This window comes from Pseudomonas sp. B23(2017) (assembly GCF_002113725.1).
Taxonomy (GTDB): Bacteria; Pseudomonadota; Gammaproteobacteria; order Pseudomonadales; family Pseudomonadaceae; genus Aquipseudomonas; species Aquipseudomonas putida_Z.
The window spans coordinates 121,731-138,575 of sequence record NZ_NEJM01000004.1; the positions used below are offsets into that span (position 1 = coordinate 121,731).

General features: G+C 65.5%; 10 protein-coding genes. 4 read left to right on the forward strand and 6 right to left on the reverse strand.

The window, feature by feature from the left end; all coding sequences use genetic code 11:
• The first annotated feature begins 71 nt into the window (after window positions 1-71).
• Entirely contained in the window at window positions 72-1,391 is a 1,320-nt protein-coding gene (locus CAG46_RS08495; protein ID WP_025338852.1) for an NAD(P)/FAD-dependent oxidoreductase, read from the forward strand.
• Window positions 1,391-1,807, forward strand: a complete 417-nt coding sequence (locus CAG46_RS08500) for a RidA family protein (protein WP_025338851.1) — start codon at window positions 1,391-1,393, stop codon at window positions 1,805-1,807. The genes CAG46_RS08495 and CAG46_RS08500 overlap by 1 nt, the downstream gene beginning before the upstream one ends.
• A gap of 228 nt (window positions 1,808-2,035) precedes the next feature.
• Here the strand turns inward: CAG46_RS08500 and pgm are convergent, their stop codons facing one another.
• A complete protein-coding gene (gene pgm / locus CAG46_RS08505; protein ID WP_085617026.1) occupies window positions 2,036-3,673 on the reverse strand; it encodes a phosphoglucomutase (alpha-D-glucose-1,6-bisphosphate-dependent) in 1,638 nt (545 codons plus the stop codon).
• Window positions 3,674-3,976: 303 nt separating this feature from the next.
• On the opposite strand from pgm, the gene CAG46_RS08510 reads away from it, so the two are divergent.
• A complete protein-coding gene (locus CAG46_RS08510) occupies window positions 3,977-4,624 on the forward strand; it encodes a DUF1345 domain-containing protein (protein WP_085617028.1) in 648 nt (215 codons plus the stop codon).
• Between the two features lie 274 nt (window positions 4,625-4,898).
• A complete protein-coding gene (locus CAG46_RS08515; RefSeq protein ID WP_013972974.1) occupies window positions 4,899-5,159 on the forward strand; it encodes a DUF1652 domain-containing protein in 261 nt (86 codons plus the stop codon).
• Here the strand turns inward: CAG46_RS08515 and CAG46_RS08520 are convergent.
• The 5 genes from CAG46_RS08520 to CAG46_RS08540 form a co-directional block, all read right to left on the reverse strand.
• Window positions 5,156-7,246 carry a bifunctional diguanylate cyclase/phosphodiesterase gene (locus CAG46_RS08520; RefSeq protein WP_025338844.1) on the reverse strand — a complete coding sequence of 697 codons (2,091 nt, stop codon included), beginning with the start codon at window positions 7,244-7,246 and terminating at the stop codon, window positions 5,156-5,158. The genes CAG46_RS08515 and CAG46_RS08520 overlap by 4 nt on opposite strands.
• Window positions 7,247-7,519: 273 nt before the next feature.
• A complete protein-coding gene (locus CAG46_RS08525) occupies window positions 7,520-9,007 on the reverse strand; it encodes an efflux transporter outer membrane subunit (protein WP_085617030.1) in 1,488 nt (495 codons plus the stop codon).
• Window positions 9,004-12,111, reverse strand: coding sequence for an efflux RND transporter permease subunit (locus tag CAG46_RS08530; protein ID WP_085617032.1), 3,108 nt, complete (start codon window positions 12,109-12,111; stop codon window positions 9,004-9,006). Before CAG46_RS08530 ends, CAG46_RS08525 begins: the two co-directional genes overlap by 4 nt.
• On the reverse strand, window positions 12,108-15,206 hold the full coding sequence (locus CAG46_RS08535) for an MdtB/MuxB family multidrug efflux RND transporter permease subunit (protein WP_025338841.1): 3,099 nt from the start codon (window positions 15,204-15,206) through the stop codon (window positions 12,108-12,110). Before CAG46_RS08535 ends, CAG46_RS08530 begins: the two co-directional genes overlap by 4 nt.
• Window positions 15,203-16,525: an MdtA/MuxA family multidrug efflux RND transporter periplasmic adaptor subunit gene (locus CAG46_RS08540; protein WP_085617034.1), complete on the reverse strand. Its 1,323-nt coding sequence runs from the start codon at window positions 16,523-16,525 to the stop codon at window positions 15,203-15,205. Before CAG46_RS08540 ends, CAG46_RS08535 begins: the two co-directional genes overlap by 4 nt.
• Window positions 16,526-16,845: the final 320 nt, after the last annotated feature.

Sequence of the window (16,845 nt, forward strand, 5' to 3'; positions counted from 1 at the left end):
CTAGTCTGGCCCCAGGCAACGGCGGTCCTCCAAACCGACCTGACAAAAACCGCCTGAACAAGGGCTCGGACATGACACTGAACAACCTCGAAATCGACACCCTCGTCGTCGGCGCCGGCCAGGCCGGCGTGGCCATGAGCGAACACCTGAGCAAGCTTGGCGTGCCGCACCTGGTGCTGGAGCGCAAGCGTATCGCCGAGGCCTGGCGCACCGGCCGCTGGGACTCGCTGGTGGCCAACGGCCCGGTCTGGCACGACCGCTTCCCGGGGCTGGAATTCAACCTCGACGCCGACGCCTTCGCCGGCAAGGACCAGGTGGCCGACTACTTCGAGCAGTACGTACGCAAGTACAACCTGCCCGTACGCACCGGCATCGAAGTGAAGAAAGTGCTGCGCAACAGCGACCGCCCCGGTTTTACCATCGAAACCAATGAAGGCGTGATTCGCGCCAACCGCGTGGTCGCCGCCACCGGCCCGTTCCAGAAGCCGGTGATCCCGGCCATCGCGCCGAAAGACAGCAACCTGCACCAGATCCACTCCGCTGCCTACTACAACCCCGAGCAGTTGCCAGAAGGCGCTGTGCTGGTGGTCGGCGCCGGTTCCTCGGGCGTGCAGATCGCCGAAGAACTGATGCGTGCCGGGCGCCAGGTGTACCTCTCGGTCGGCGCCCACGATCGCCCGCCACGCGCTTACCGCAACCGCGACTTCTGCTGGTGGCTGGGCGTGCTGGGTGAATGGGATGCGGAAATCGCCAAGCCTGGCCGCGAGCACGTGACCATTGCCGTCAGTGGCGCCCGTGGCGGCCACACCGTGGACTTCCGCGCCCTCGCCCACCAGGGCATGACCCTGGTCGGCCTGACCCAGTCGTTCGAGAACGGCGTGGCGCGCTTCCAGGACAACCTGGTCGAGAACATCAACCGCGGCGACGAAAACTACCTGGCCCTGCTGGATGCCGCCGATGCCTACATCGAACGCAACGGCCTGGACCTGCCGGAAGAGCCCGAAGCCCGCAAACGCCTGGCCGACCCGGAGTGCATGCGCAACCCGCTGCAGCAACTGGACCTGGCCAAGGCCGGCGTTACCAGCATCATCTGGGCTACCGGTTACGGTGTCGACTTCAGCTGGCTGCAGGTAGACACCTTCGACGCCAACGGCAAGCCCCAGCACCAACGCGGCGTGGCCCGCGAGCCGGGCGTGTACTTCCTTGGCCTGCCGTGGCTGTCGCGCCGTGGCTCGTCGTTCATCTGGGGCGTGTGGCACGACGCCAAGCACGTCGCCGGCCACATCGCCACGCAACGCACCTATACCGCCTACCGCGACCGCGAACAACGCGCAGCGGATGAGCAGCAACAACCCAAGATCAGCAACGTCAGCACCCTCGGAGCCCACTGATGCCTACCCATACCCGCATCCGCATGTTCAACACCAAGGTCACCTACCCCAACCAGACCTTGGACAACGACCTGTGCCAGGCGGTACGCGCCGGCAACACCATCTACGTGCGCGGCCAGGTCGGCACCGACTTCGAAGGCAACCTGGTGGGCCTGGGTGACCCACGGGCGCAGGCCGAGCAGGCGATGAAGAACGTCAAGCAACTGCTCGAAGAAGCCGGCTCGGACCTGTCGCACATCGTCAAGACCACCACCTACATCACCGACCCGCGCTTCCGCGAGCCGGTGTACAAGGAGGTAGGCAAGTGGCTCAAGGGCGTGTTCCCGATTTCCACCGGGCTGGTGGTGGCCGGGTTGGCCCAGGCCGAGTGGCTGATGGAGATCGATGTGATCGCCGTGGTGCCTGATTCGGTCTGACCGATAGGTTCAACCTGTAGGAGCGGCCTTGTGTCGCGAAAGGGCCGCAACGCGGCCCCAGGATTGATGCGCAACAGTTGAAATTGCTGGGGCCGCGTTGCGGCCCTTTCGCGACACAAGGCCGCTCCTACAGGGAGCGCGCCAGCTTTTGAAATGGGCTAGAAACCCACTGTCGCCGACAGCAGGAAGGCCCTGCGGTGGCCGCAGAACCAAGCGGTTTGTTACCTGTCAGGCAATCGCCGCATCCACCAGCACCTGCGCTTCCTGCACCAGGCGCTGCAGGTGCGCCTCGTCGATGAAGCTTTCGGCGTAGATCTTGTAGATATCCTCGGTGCCCGAAGGGCGCGCGGCGAACCAGCCATTGGCAGTCATCACCTTCAGCCCGCCAATCGCCTGGCCGTTGCCCGGTGCATGGCTGAGAATCTGCACGATCGGCTCACCCGCCAGCTCGGTCGACTTCACCTGCTCCGGCGCCAGCTTGCTCAGCAAAGCCTTTTGCCGGGCATCGGCCTTGGCTTCGACACGGGTGGCGAACGGCTTGCCCAGCGCCTCGGTCAGGTCGGCGTAGGCCTGGCTCGGGTTGCGCCCGGTGCGGGCAGTCATCTCGGCCGCCAGCAAGGCCGGGATCAGGCCGTCCTTGTCGGTGGCCCAGACCGAGCCATCGCGGCGCAGGAACGAAGCCCCCGCGCTTTCCTCGCCACCAAAGCCCAACGTGCCGTCGAACAGGCCCTGGGCGAAGAACTTGAAGCCCACCGGCACTTCGTACAGCTCGCGGCCCAGGCGCTGGGTGACGCGGTCGATCAGGCCGCTGGAGACCACGGTCTTGCCGACGGCGGCATCGCTGCGCCATTGCGGGCGGTGGCGGTACAGGTAGTCGATGGCCACGGCCAGGTAGTTGTTCGGCTGCAGCAGGCCATCGGGGGTGACGATGCCATGGCGGTCGTGGTCCGGGTCGCAGGCGAAGGCCACGTCGAAGCGTTCGCGCAGGCCGATCAGGCCCTGCATGGCATAGGGCGAGGATGGGTCCATGCGGATCTGGCCGTCCCAGTCGACGGTCATGAAGCGGAAGGTCGGGTCGACCTCGGTGTTCACCACCTCCAGGTCCAGCTGGTAGTGCTCGGCAATCGCCGACCAGTAGCGCACCCCTGCCCCGCCCAGCGGGTCGACGCCCAGGCGCAGCTTGGCGCCGCGGATGACGTCGAAGTCGATGACGTTTTCCAGGTCGGCCACGTAGTTGCTCACGTAATCGTGGCGCTGGGTGGTGGATGCCTGCAGCGCCTGGGCATGGTCCATGCGCTTGACGCCCGCCAGGTCAGCGGCCAGCAGTTCGTTGGCCTTGGCCTCGATCCACTTGGTCACGTCGCTGTCGGCCGGGCCGCCATTGGGCGGGTTGTACTTGAAGCCACCACTCTGCGGCGGGTTGTGCGACGGGGTGATGACGATGCCGTCGGCCAGGCCCTGCTCGCGGCCACGGTTGTGGCAGAGGATGGCGTGGGAAACGGCCGGTGTCGGCGTGTATTCGTCGTCCTTGGACAGCATTACCTGCACGCCATTGGCCGCTAGCACTTCCAGGGCGCTGGCGGTAGCCGGTGCCGACAGTGCATGGGTGTCGGCGCCGATGAACAGCGGGCCATCGATGCCCTTCTCCTGGCGATACAGGCAGATGGCCTGGGTAATGGCCAGGACGTGGTACTCGTTGAAGCTCAATTCAAGCGAAGTGCCACGGTGCCCCGAGGTGCCGAAGGCCACCCGCTGGGCCGCCACGGCAGCGTCGGGGCGGCCGGTGTAGTAGGCGGTGAGCAGTCGGGGAATATCGACCAGCACGCTGGCCGGAGCCGGCTTGCCTGCCAAAGGACTGAGCGTCATGCAGAAACCTCGAGTTCAACGGATGTTGGTGTTGGAGCGTGCAGTTTACTGAGAGTTGCTTTGCCGCGCGATGGGCGGCAGCAAAGAAACATCAGGCCACGCAGCCCGCTTTTTTGTAGGAGCGGCCTTGTGTCGCGATAGGGGTGCGAAGCGCCCCCAGGATCTTCGCACCTCCAGGAATTGTCGGGGCCGCTTTGCGGCCCTTTCGCGACACAAGGCCGCTCCTACATGGGCCAGCGCATACCGCTCATCTGCCTCATGACGGTCTAGAGTAGAAGCCATGCACCCTGCAAAAGAGGCCCCATGGCTTTCCACCGCCTGACCCACACCCACCCGCGCCTGAGCATCGCCACTGTGGTCGGCCTGCTCGGCGCCTGGCTGATCCCTGCCGGCGACAGCGTTCAGCACTTCCTCGCCGGCTGGAACCTTGGCGTGTGGCTATACCTGCTGCTGGTGCTCTACTTGAGCTGGAGCGCCAATGCGGAAAAGGTACGCAAGATCGCCCGCGTCGAAGACGAAAACGCCGGCCTGGTCCTGCTTACCGTGTGCATCGCCGCCATCGCCAGCCTCGCCGCCGTCACCTTGCAACTGGTATCCAGCCGTGGCCTGCAAGGCACGGCGCTGGCCCTGCACTACCTCTATACCGGCCTGACCGTGGCCGGCTCCTGGCTGCTGATCGGCTGCATTTTCAGCCTGCACTACGCACGGCTGTTCTATACCGGACAAAACCACGAACCGTCGCTGCGCTTCACCGATGGCGAACGCAACCCCGATTACTGGGACTTTCACTACTTCTCGTTCACCATCAGCATGGCCGTGCAAACCTCCGATGTGGGCGTCGCCGGGCGGGACCTGCGGCGGGTGGTGCTGGCGCATTCGCTGGTGGGGTTCGTTTTCAATACGGCGATCCTGGGGTTCACCATCAACATCGCTGCCGGGCTGCTCGGCTGATTGCACCGCTCGTCCGAAAAGATAGTGCGGGGATGTCGATCAAAGTGGCAGAACCTGGCGGGTTATCTGCCGTCAACGTGCCGGGAAAACGTTTGCCTTGCGGGCCTGCGCCAAATGCCCTCCATGACAAGGATGTGACCGCTGTCATGCATTAGCACATTTGTCGTATTTGCAGCCGAGAACACTCCGTGGCAGGTGCTATGGTTACTTTCCCGGCGGCCGCATCGATGTGGCCACCCGCTCACCACGTCCAGGTACGGACAAGGAGGCTGGCATGAACAAGATGACGTTCCCCAACGCCTGCCAGGTGATGCGCTGGCATTTCCACCCGCTGGGCTTCGAAGCCAGCATGGATGCGCCGCGCAGCATGGTCGCGCGGCTGTTTGACCGCGCCACCGGCGAAACCCTGCTGGCGATTGCCGGCATCCCCTGCTCGGCGATCATGGCCGCCGCCGATGTAGAGCGCATCATCGAGGCCGTCGAGGCGGAGATGGATACCTTCATGCCCGCCTTCACCTTGCGCGACGCGGTCTAGCCCGCTGCGGTACTTTCCTGGCGCATGGCCTGCAACTTGCCCATGAACTGCTCGGCCGGCACCGGCTGGCCCAACAGGTAGCCTTGCAGCGAATCGCAGCCCAGGCGGGTCAGGAAGTCCTGCTGCCTGTCTGTCTCCACCCCTTCAGCGACGATGCGCAGGCCCAGCGCCTGGCCCAGCGCCACGATTGCCGAAACGATCGCCGCATCGTCGCTGTCGTGCTCCAGGTCGCGCACGAAACCGCGGTCGATCTTCAGCTCGTTGGCCGGCAGGCGCTTGAGGTACATCAGGCTGGAATAACCGGTGCCAAAGTCATCGATGGACAGGTCCACACCCATGTCGGACAGCCGCTGCAGCACCGTCAGGCTGGCATCGGCGTCGTGCATGGCGGTGGTTTCGGTAATTTCCAGGGTCAGGCAGTTGGCCGGCAGGCTGTTCTGCTGCAGGGCCCGGGCCACGCTCTCGACCAGCCCGGCATGGCAGAACTGGATGGCAGACAGGTTCACCGCCATGCGCCAGCCGTGGTGCCCCTGGTCCAGCCACTGGCGCATCTGCCGGCAGGCCTCGATGAGCACCCATTCGCCAATGGGAATGATCAGGCCGGTCTTTTCCGCCAGGCCGATGAAACGGTCGGGCAGCAACAGGCCCTGCTGCGGGTGCTCCCAGCGCAGCAAGGCCTCGGCACCGATCGGCTGGCAATTTTGGGCGTCGAACTTGGGCTGGTAGTGCAGGCGGAACTGACGCTGCTCCAGGGCCTGGCGCAGGTCCTGCAATAACTGCAATTGCTGGCGGGCGTTGCTGTTCATCGACACGTCGAAGAAGCTGTAGCCATTCTTGCCGGCGCTCTTGGCGTGGTACATGGCGGCGTCGGCATTGCGCAGCAGCTCGTGCTGGTCCTGGCCATTGCCCGGGTACAGGACGATGCCCAGGCTCGCCGTCAGCTGCAGGTCATGCTCGGCCACGCGGAACGGCCGAGATACCAGGTTGACCTGCTTGACCGCCACATCCATGGCATCGTTCGGCTCGCGCAGCTGCACCAGCAGCACGAATTCGTCGCCGCCGATGCGCGCCAGCGTGTCCTGGCTGTGCAGGTGCCCGCGCAGGCGTGTCGCCACCGCCTTGAGCAGCAAGTCGCCGACGTGGTGGCCGAAGGCATCGTTGACGGGCTTGAAGCCGTCCAGGTCGATGAACATCAGGGCAAAGCAGCCGCCCTGCTCCGCTACCTTGGCGATGGCCTGCTCGATGCGGTCGGCCAGCAAAGTACGGTTGGGCAGGTCGGTGAGGGTGTCGTGCAGGGCCAGCTGGGTCAGTTCCTGGTTGGCCAGGGTCAGCGAACGGGCCAGCTCGGCGGTGCGCGCCTCCAGGCGGGCGTCCAGCACCGAGGTGAGCAAGGCCACCGCCAGTACCGCCAGGGTGGTGATCAGCACCAGGTAGACCAGGCCGTCGCCTTGCAGGCCTCCCCCGGCCAGCGCACCGCAGAAGCTGCCTTCGGGGAAATTCGCCGCGGCCATGCCGGTGTAGTGCATGCCGACGATGGCAAAGCCCATCACCACCGCCGCCAGGCCGCGAATCTGCCGCACATAAGGGGTGTGCGCGCGCAGACGGAAGGCGATCCACAAGGCCGCTGCCGAGGCGCCCACGGCAATCAGCAGCGAGGCCCCGAACAGCGTCGGGTCATAGTCGATGCCCGGCAGCATGCGCAGCGCGGCCATGCCGGTGTAGTGCATGCAGGCGATGCCGGCGCCCATGATCAGCGCGCCAAACGCCAGCTGCTGCCACGGCAGGCTCGGCTGGCTGACCAGCCACAAGGCAAAGCCCGAGGACAACACGGCAATCAGCAGCGAGAACGCGGTCAGGGCAAGGTCGTAGCCCAGGTCGATGGGCAGGCTGAAGGCGAGCATGCCGATGAAGTGCATCGACCACACGCCGATGCCCATGGCCAGCGCGCCACCCCCCATCCACAGGCAGGCAGCCCGGCCTTTGGCCGTGGCGATGCGGCCGGTCAGGTCAAGGGCGGTATAGGACGCCAGGATCGCCACGCACAGCGAAATCAACACCAGCGAAGAGGAGTAGCTACCGGTCAGCATTGGGAGTTCCAGCGACGGGACGGGAGGCCCGGAAAAAGCTGACGATTGTACTCAAGCTTAGGCGAAACGCACGGGGTTTTTGCGAATGGGAATGGATCCAAAGACTGCGAGGGCCTGGACGGATGCGCGGTAGCTGTAGGAGCGGCCTTGTGTCGCGATCGGGCCGCAGAGCGGCCCCAGCGATCTGTGCTTGTACACAAAGTTCTGGGGCCGCTCTGCGGCCCGATCGCGACACAAGGCCGCTCCTACAGGGGTACGCGTCTGCGGGTCGCTTCAATCCTGCTCAGCGAACGCTTGCCCGGCATCCCAACCACCACCCAGCGCGGCAACCAGCTGCACGCTGGCCACCAGCCGCCCCTGCAGCAGGTTCAACACACTGCGCTCGTTGCTCAGCGCCGTGGTCTGCACGTTGACCACATCCAGGTAGCCGATCAGCCCGGCGCGGTACTGGTTCTCGGTCAGGCGCAGCGACTCGCGAGCGGCATCCAGTGCCTCCTGGCGCACCACCGCCTCATCGCCATACACCTTCAACTGCACCAGCAGGTTTTCCACTTCCTTGAAGCCGTCGAGCACGGTCTGGCGGTACTGCGCCACGGTCTGGTCATACACCGCCACCGTGCGGTCCACCTCGGCACTGCGCTTGCCGGCGTCGAACAAGGTCAGCGCCAGCTGCGGGCCTACGGACCAGTAGCGGTTGGGCAGTTCGATCCAGTTGCTGAAGCTGCTGCTGGAGTAACCGCCACTCATGCTCAGGCTCAGGTCCGGGAAATACGCCGCCCGCGACACGCCGATGTTGGCGTTGGCAGCCATCACGTTGCGCTCGGCCGCAGCGATGTCCGGGCGTCGCTCCAGCAACTGCGAAGGCAAGGCCACCGGAATTTGCGGCAGCGCCGGAATGGCCTTGCTGTCGGCCAGGGCGAAGTCCGCCGGGGCCTTGCCCAGCAACACGGCAATGGCGTTCTCGAACTGCGCGCGCTGCCAGATCAGGTCGATCAGGTCGGCCTGGGTGCTCTTGAGCTGGGTACGCGCCTGGGCCACCGCATCCGGGCCGGCGACGCCGGCGCGGTACTGGTTTTCGTTCATCCGCAGGGAACGTTCATAAGCTGCCACGGTGGCTTCCAGCAGGCGCTTCTGCTCGTCGATCACCCGCAACTGCAGGTAGTTCTGCACCAGTTCCGACTGCTGGCTGAGGCGGATCGAGGCCAGGTCGGCCAGGCTGGCTTCGGCACTGGCTTCGTTGGCATTGAGGGTTTCGCGCAGCTTGCCCCACAGGTCGATTTCCCAGCTGACGCCAAGCTGGGCGTTGTAGGTGTTGCGAATGCCGCTGCTGTTGTTGGACAGGCTCGAGCTGGAGCTACCGGTGCCCTGCGCCGAGCGGTTCTTGCCGACGCTCAGGTCCAGGCTGGGGAACAATGCCGCACGGCTACTGCGCACCAGCGCCTGGGCCTGGCGGTACTGGGCTTCCGATTGCGCCACGGTCTGGTTGCTGCGGTTGAGCTCTTCGACCAGCGCATTGAGCCCGGCATCGCCGTAGATTTCCCACCAGGCGCCGCGGGCGATGGCATCGGACGGCGTGGCCTGGGTCCAGCCTTCGGCATGCTTGAACTGCGCCGTGCTGCTCAGCTCCGGGCGCTGGTAGTCCGGGCTCAGGGTGCAGGCGCTGAGCAAGGCGACGCACAACCCGGCGCCGAGCAGGCGCGAGCCACGCCCACGGGTCAGCGTCTGCAGGGCGCGGTGAAGTGGGGTCTGGGCAAAAGTCATAGCGGGGTTTCCAGGGCGGCGTCGGTGCGCACACCACGCCAACGGTTGAATCGGTGACGCAGGCGGTCCAGGTACAGGTAGACCACCGGTGTCGTGTAAAGGGTGAGGATCTGGCTGAACACCAGGCCGCCAATGATGGTCAGGCCCAGTGGCTGGCGCATTTCCGCACCTTCGGCGCGGCTCAGCAGCAGCGGCAAGGCACCGAGGATGGCCGCCAGGGTAGTCATCAGGATCGGCCGCAGGCGCAGCAGGCAGGCCCGGCGGATCGACTCTTCCGGTGTCAGGCCCTGGTGGCGCTCCAGCTGCAAGGCCAGGTCGATCATCAGGATGGCGTTCTTCTTCACCACGCCGATCAGCAGGAACAGCCCCAGCAGCGAGATCAGGCTGAACTCGCCGCCGGTGACGTACAGCGCCAGCAAGGCACCGACGCCGGCCGAGGGCAGTGTCGAGAGGATGGTCAGCGGGTGAATGTAGCTTTCGTAGAGGATGCCCAGCACCAGGTAGACCAGCACCAGCGCGCCAAGGATCATCAGCGGCTGGCCTTCCTGGGTCTTGGCGAAGGCATCGGCGGTACCACCAAGCTTGGCGATCACTTCCTCGGGCAAGCCCAGCTTGGCCACCGCACGCTCCAGCGCCGCCATGGCCTGGTCGGGGCTGTAGCCTTCGGCGACGTCGAAGGCGATGCTTTCGGCGGCGAACTGGCCTTCGTGGCTGACCCGGTCGTTGGCCAGGCTGTTCTCGTAGTGGGCGATGGTCGACAGCGGTACACGGGCACCGTCGGCGGTAATCACCTGTACCTGCTCGAGGGTGCTCGGGTCCCAGGCGTACTTCGGGTTGATCTCCAGCACTACCTGGTACTGGTTGAGGCTGTCGTAGATGGTGGAGATCTGGCGCTGGCTGTAGGCGTTGTTCAGCACCGTGGTGACCATGTCCATGTCAATGCCCAGGCGCTTGGCCTGGTCGCGGTCGACCACCAGGGTCACCTGCTGGGTGCCGGCACCGTCGCGGGCGTCGATGGCCGTCAGTTGCGGCAGTGCACGCAGCGCCGCCACCACTTTCGGGAACCATTCGCGCAGGGCCGTCAGGTCACCGCTCTGCAGGGAGTACAGGTACTGCGAAGAGGTCTGGTCACGGCCCCCGCCGCCCAGTTGCAGGTCCTGGTCGGCCATCAGGAACAGGCGCCCGCCGGGCACCTTGGGCATTTCCTTGCGCAGGCGCTCGATCACCTTCTGCGCGTCGATCTTGCGCTCGTTGATCGGTTTCAGGCGCACCAGCACCATGGCGTTGTTGGTGCCGCTGTTGCCGCCGATGAAGCCGGCAACGCTCTGCACCGCCGGGTCGGCCAGCAAGGCGCGGCGGTAGATTTCCATTTTCGGCTGCATCACGCTGAACGACAGGCCGTCGTCGCCACGGATGAAGCCCATCAGCTGGCCAGTGTCCTGCTGCGGCATCAGCGTCTTGGGCACCACCACGTACAGGGCGATGTTGATCCCGATGGTGGCCAGCAGGCTGATCAGCGTCAGGCGCTTGTGGCGCAAGGCCCAGCCCAGGCTGCGGTCATAGGCATCGACCATGCGCTGGTGCAACTGGTCGCTCCAGCGCTGCAGGCGGTTCTGCTCGGCCTGGTGCGGCTTGAGCCAGCGGGCGCACAGCATCGGCGTGAGGGTCAGCGACACCACCAGCGACACGATGATCGCCGCCGCCAGGGTGATGGAGAACTCCTGGAACAGGTTGCGCACGATGCCGCCCATGAACAGGATGGAGACGAACACCGCCACCAGCGACACGTTCATCGACAGCAAGGTGAAACCCACTTCCTTGGCACCCAGGAAGGCCGCCTTCATCGGCGGCTGGCCGTCCTCGATGTGCCGGGAGATGTTCTCCAGTACCACGATGGCGTCGTCCACCACCAGGCCGGTGGCGAGGATCAGCGCCATCAGCGACAGGTTGTTGAGCGAGAACCCGCACAGGTACATGACCGCGAAGGTGCCCACCAGTGACACCGGCACCGCCAGGCTGGGGATCAGCGAGGCCCGCAGGCTGCCGAGGAACAGGTAGACCACCAGGATCACCAGCACCACGGCGATCAGCAGGGTGTGCTCGGCTTCCTTGAGGGTTGCCTTGATCACTGGCGAGCGGTCCATGGCCACGTTCAGTTGCACGCTGGCCGGCAGCAGCGACTGCAGGGCCGGCAGCTGCGCCTTGATCTGGTCGACCGTTTCGATGATGTTGGCGCCGGTCTGGCGGTTGACCACCAGCAGCACCGCGCTCTGGTCATTGAAGAAGCCGCTGTTGTAGCGGTTCTCGACACCGTCGGTGATGGTCGCCACGTCGGACAGGCGCAGGATGGTGCCGTTCTGCTGGCGGATCACCACGGGCTCGTAGTCCTTGGCGCTTTCCAGCTGGTCATTGGCACGCACCTGCCAGTTGCGCTCGGCGTCCTCGACAAAGCCCATCGGCCGGCGCTGGTTGGCGTTGGACACCGCAGTGCGCACTTCATCCAGCGACAGGCCGTACTGGTTGAGCAATTGCGGCTCCACGGCAATGCGCACCGCCGGCAGCGAACTGCCGCCGATCTGCACCTCCCCTACCCCAGGCACCTGGGCCAGGCTCTGCGACAGGATGGTGTCGGCCAGGTCGTACAGCTGGCCCTTCTGCAGCACGTCCGAGGTCAGCGACAGCACCATGATCGGTGCCTGCGACGGGTTGATCTTCTTGTAGGTGGGCATGCTGCGCATACCGCTGGGCAGCAGGTTGCGGGTGGCGTTGATCGCCGCCTGCACCTCGCGCGCCGCACCATCGATGTCGCGGCCCATCTCGAAGCCGATGATCACCCGTGTGGAGCCCTGGTTGGAGCTGCTGGTCAGGGTGGTCACGCCGGCAATGCTGCCCAGCTTGCGCTCCAGCGGCGTGGCCACGGTGGAGGCCATCACTTCCGGGCTGGCGCCGGACAGGTTGGCCGACACCACGATCACCGGGAAGTCCATCTGTGGCAGCGGCGCCACCGGCAGCAGGCCGAAGCTGACCCCGCCCAGCAGCATGATCGCCAGGCTCAACAGCATGGTCGCCACCGGGCGACGGATGAAAGGACCGGACAGGTTCATGCCTCGGCCTGCTTCACGTCAGTGGCCGGGCGCCAGCGGCGGGCCAGGCGGTCGAAGTACAGGTAGATGACCGGGGTGGTGAACAGCGTCAGCACCTGACTGACCAGCAACCCGCCGACCATCACCAGGCCCAGCGGCTGGCGCAGCTCGGCGCCGGAACCGGTGGCGAGCATCAGCGGCACGGCGCCGAACAGCGCGGCCAGGGTGGTCATCAGGATCGGCCGGAAGCGCAGCAGCGCCGCCTGGTAGATGGCATCGCGCGGGCTCATGCCCTGCTGGCGCTCGGCCTCGAGGGCGAAGTCGATCATCATGATCGCGTTCTTCTTGACGATGCCGATCAGCAGGATGATGCCGATGATGGCGATCATGCCCAGGTCGTTGCCGCTGATGAGCAAGGCCAGCAAGGCGCCGACCGCCGCCGACGGCAGGGTCGAAAGAATGGTCACCGGGTGGATGTAGCTCTCGTACAGCACGCCCAGCACGATGTACATGGTCACCACCGCCGCCAGGATCAACAGCAAGGTGCTCGACAGCGATGCCTGGAAGGCCTCCGCCGCGCCCTGGAAGCGGGTCTGCACGCCCAGCGGCATGCCGATGTCCTTCTGCACCTGCTCGATCACCTGCACCGCCTCGCCCAGCGAAGCGCCGTGGGCCAGGTTGAACGACAGGGTCACCGCCGGGAACTGGCCGATGTGGGAAATGGCCAGCTGGGCCTGGCGCTGCTCGATGCGCGCCAGCGCCGACAGGCGCACCTGGCCGCCATCGGTGGCCTTGACGTGGATCGACTCCAGCGCCTGCGGGCCGATCACCGCCGCATCCTGCGACTGCAGCACCACGCGGTACTGGCTGGCCTGGGTGTAGATGGTCGAGATCTGGCGCTGGCCGAAGGCGTCGTACAGGGCGTTGGTGATCTGCGACACGCTGATGCCCAGGCGGCTGGCCATGTCGCGGTCGATCACCAGGTACACCTGCAGGCCCTTGTCCTGCAGGTCGCTGGCCACGTCGGCCAGCTCCGGGCGCTGCTGCAGCGCCTGCACCAGCTTGCCGCTCCACTGTGCCAGCAGGTCGGCATCCGGCGACGACAGGCTGAACTGGTACTGGGTACGGCTGACCCGGTCTTCGATACTCAGGTCCTGCACCGGCTGCATGAACAGGCGGATACCCACCAGCCGATCGACTTGCGGCTGCAGGCGGTTGATCACTTCGCTGGCCGTGACATCACGCTCGCCATGGGGCTTTAGGTTGATCAGCAGGCGGCCGCTGTTGAGCGTGGCGTTGTCGCCATCGACACCGATGTAGGAAGACAGGCTCTGCACTGCAGGGTCCTGCAGGATCACTTTGCTCAGGGCCTGCTGGCGTTCGCTCATGGCGGCGAACGAGGTGGACTGCGGCGCTTCGGAAATGCCCTGGATCACCCCGGTGTCCTGCACCGGGAAGAAGCCCTTGGGCACCACCATGTACAGGAATACGGTGAGCGCCAGGCTGGCCACGGCCACCAGCAGCGTCAGCGGCTGGCGCTTGAGCACCCACTGCAGGGCGCTGCCGTAGTGCCTGATCAGCCAGTCGATCCAGGCGCCACTGGCGCGGTAGAACCGGCCCTGTTCCTCTTCCTTGGGCTCGCGCTTGAGCAGGCGCGCGCACATCATCGGCGTCAGGGTCAGCGATACCACCAGGGAAATCAGGATGGCCACCGCCAGGGTAATGGCGAACTCGCGGAACAGGCGGCCGACGACATCGGCCATGAACAGCAGCGGGATCAGTACCGCAATCAGCGAGAAGGTCAGCGAAATCAGGGTGAAGCCGATTTGCCGGGCGCCCTTGAGCGCAGCCTGCATGGGCGTTTCGCCCTCCTCGATGTGCCGGGAGATGTTCTCCAGCATGACGATGGCGTCGTCGACCACGAAACCGGTAGCGATGGTCAGGGCCATCAGCGTCAGGTTGTTGACCGAGAAGCCGGCCAGGTACATCACGCCGAAGGTGCCGATCAGCGACAACGGCACGGCGATCGACGGAATGAGGGTGGCACTGAAACGGCGCAGGAAGACGAACGTGACCATTACCACCAGGGCGATGGCGATCAGCAATTCGTGCTGCACGTCCTTGACCGCGGCGCGGATGGTCTGGGTGCGGTCGGTGAGCACCGAAACATCGAGGCCGGCCGGCAGGTTGTCGGTGATCGACGGCAGCAGGGCCTTGATGCGGTCGACCACTTCGATGACGTTGGCGCCCGGCTGGCGCTGGATGTTCAGCAGCACCGCATGGTTTTCATTGGCCCAGGCAGCCAGGCGCTCGTTCTCCGCGCCGTCGACGATTTCGGCCACGTCCTTGAGACGCAATGGTGCACCGTTGTTGTAGGCCAGGATCAGGTTGGCGTACTCCTCAGGGGAGCGCAGCTGGTCGTTGGCATCGAGCATCGACACCCGGGTCGGGCCATCGAAGTTGCCCTTGGGCTGGTTGACGTTGGAGGCGCCGATCAGAGTGCGTACGTCCTCCAGGTTCAGGCCGTTGGCGGCCAGGGCATCGACGTTGACCTTGATCCGCACCGCCTGGCGCTGGCCGCCGGCGATGCTGACCATGCCCACACCGCTGATCTGCGCGAGCTTCTGGGCCACGCGGGTATCGACCAGGTCGTTGAGCTTGGGTAGCGGCATGGTCTTGCTGGAGATGGCCAGGGTCAGCACCGGGGTGTCGGCCGGGTTGACCTTGTTGTACACCGGCGGCGCCGGCAGGTCGCTGGGCAGCAGGTTGCTGGCGGCGTTGATCGCGGCTTGCACCTGTTGCTCGGCAACGTCCATGTTCATGTCGAGGTTGAAGCGCAGGGTCAGCACCGAGGCGCCGCCGGAGCTGGTCGAAGCCATCTGCTCCAGGCCCGGCATCTGCCCGAACTGGCGTTCCAGCGGCGCGGTAACGGCGCTGGTCATGACCTGCGGGCTGGCACCGGGGTACAGGGTCATGACCCGGATGGTCGGGTAATCCACCTGCGGCAAGGCGGAAACCGGCAGCAGCTTGTAGGCGATCAGGCCGGCCAGGACGATGGCCAGCATGCTCAGCGTGGTGGCAACCGGCCGCAGGATGAACAGACGCGAGAGGTTCATGCGCCCGCCTTGCCTGCTGCGCTACCAGGCTGTGCTTTACCGGGCTGCACATCACCAGTGCTTGCCGAACCCTTGGCCTCCTGGCCTTGCAGGTGCTGGCCCGGGGTGGTCGGCACTTGCGAGCTGTCTTCGACCACTTCCACCTTGGTGCCTTCGCGCAGGCGGTCGGTGCCTTCCAGCACCAGGCGGTCGCCGGCCTTCAGGCCCTCGAGAATGACGCTGTTCTCGCCGTCGCTGGCGCCCACCTTGAGCTTGCGCACATTCACCTTGCTCTCGGCGTTGACCACATAGGCGAAGGTGCCGTCGTTGCCGAACTGGATGGCCGCCGCCGGGGCCATGGTCACCTGCTTGAGGGTGTCGGCCAGCAGGCGCACGTTGACGAACTGGTTGGGGAACAGGGCCAGGTCCTTGTTCTCGAAGCGGCCCTTGAACTTGAGGGTGCCGGTGGTGGTGTCGATCTGGTTGTCGATGCTGCCCAGCACGCCGGTGGACTGCAGCTTGCTGTCACTGCGGTCCCAGGCCTCGACCGGCAGGCTGGCGCCGCTGCGGTAGCGTTCCAGCACGGTGCTCAACTCGGTTTCCGGCAGGGTGAAGGCAACGCTGATCGGCTCGGTCTGGGTGATCACCACCAGCGCGGTGGTGTCGTTGGCCGCCACCAAGTTGCCCAGGTCGAGCTGGCGCAGGCCCACGCGGCCGTTGATCGGCGCGCGGATCTGGGTGAAATCGAGGTTCAGGCGGGCGTCGTTGACCTGCGCCTGGTTGGTCTTCACCAGCCCCTGGAACTGCGCCACCTGCGCTTCGGCGGTGTCGAGGGTTTGCTTGGCGATGCTGTCTTCGGCGTACAGGCCTTTATAGCGGGCCAGGTCGACCTGGGCGTTCTTCAGCTGCGCCTGGTTCTGCGCCAGGGTGCCTTCGGCCTGTTGCAGGGCGATGCGGTACGAGCGCGGGTCGATCTCGGCGAGCAGGTCGCCGGCCTTGACCTGCTGGCCTTCCTTGAAGTGGATCTTGACCAGCTCGCCAGCCACGCGGCTGCGCACGTTGACGGTGTTGGTCGCGGTGACGGTGCCCAGGGCCTTGTAGTACAGCGGGAAGTCACCCACCCGCACCGGCTCGACGCGCACCGGCACCGGGTCGCTGGAGCCGCCGAAGCCCGGGCGACCGCCCATCATGCCCATGCCCTTGCCACCGCGCCCGCCACCGGCTTCTTTAGGCGCAGGCGCCGCTGCGGGCCACAGCCACCAGGCCAGTGCAGCCACCAGCAGCAGGATCAGCAGGCCTACGAGCCAGCGACGAGGGGAACGGGAATTGGACGCTTGCATGGGTTGAACGAACCTTGTTCGGAATGACGACTTGGGGAGGATGAACGATAAGCACTGGCATCGTTTTAGCAAAGCGCCTTTACCAGAGGTTTACCTTTGCCTGACGTTGCCAAGGGGTTGAACTTTAAATGAAAACGGCCCGGAACGCGTTCCGGGCCGTTTACAGGGTGTTGCTTGGAGCGGTGGCGGGCTGAAAGGTTTCGGTTGCCTGTGCCGGCCCCTTCGCGGGTAAACCCGCTCCCACAGGGATATCACAGCTTTTGAAACCTGTGCCGTACCTGTGGGAGCGGGTTCACCCGCGAAGAGGCCGGTACAGGACT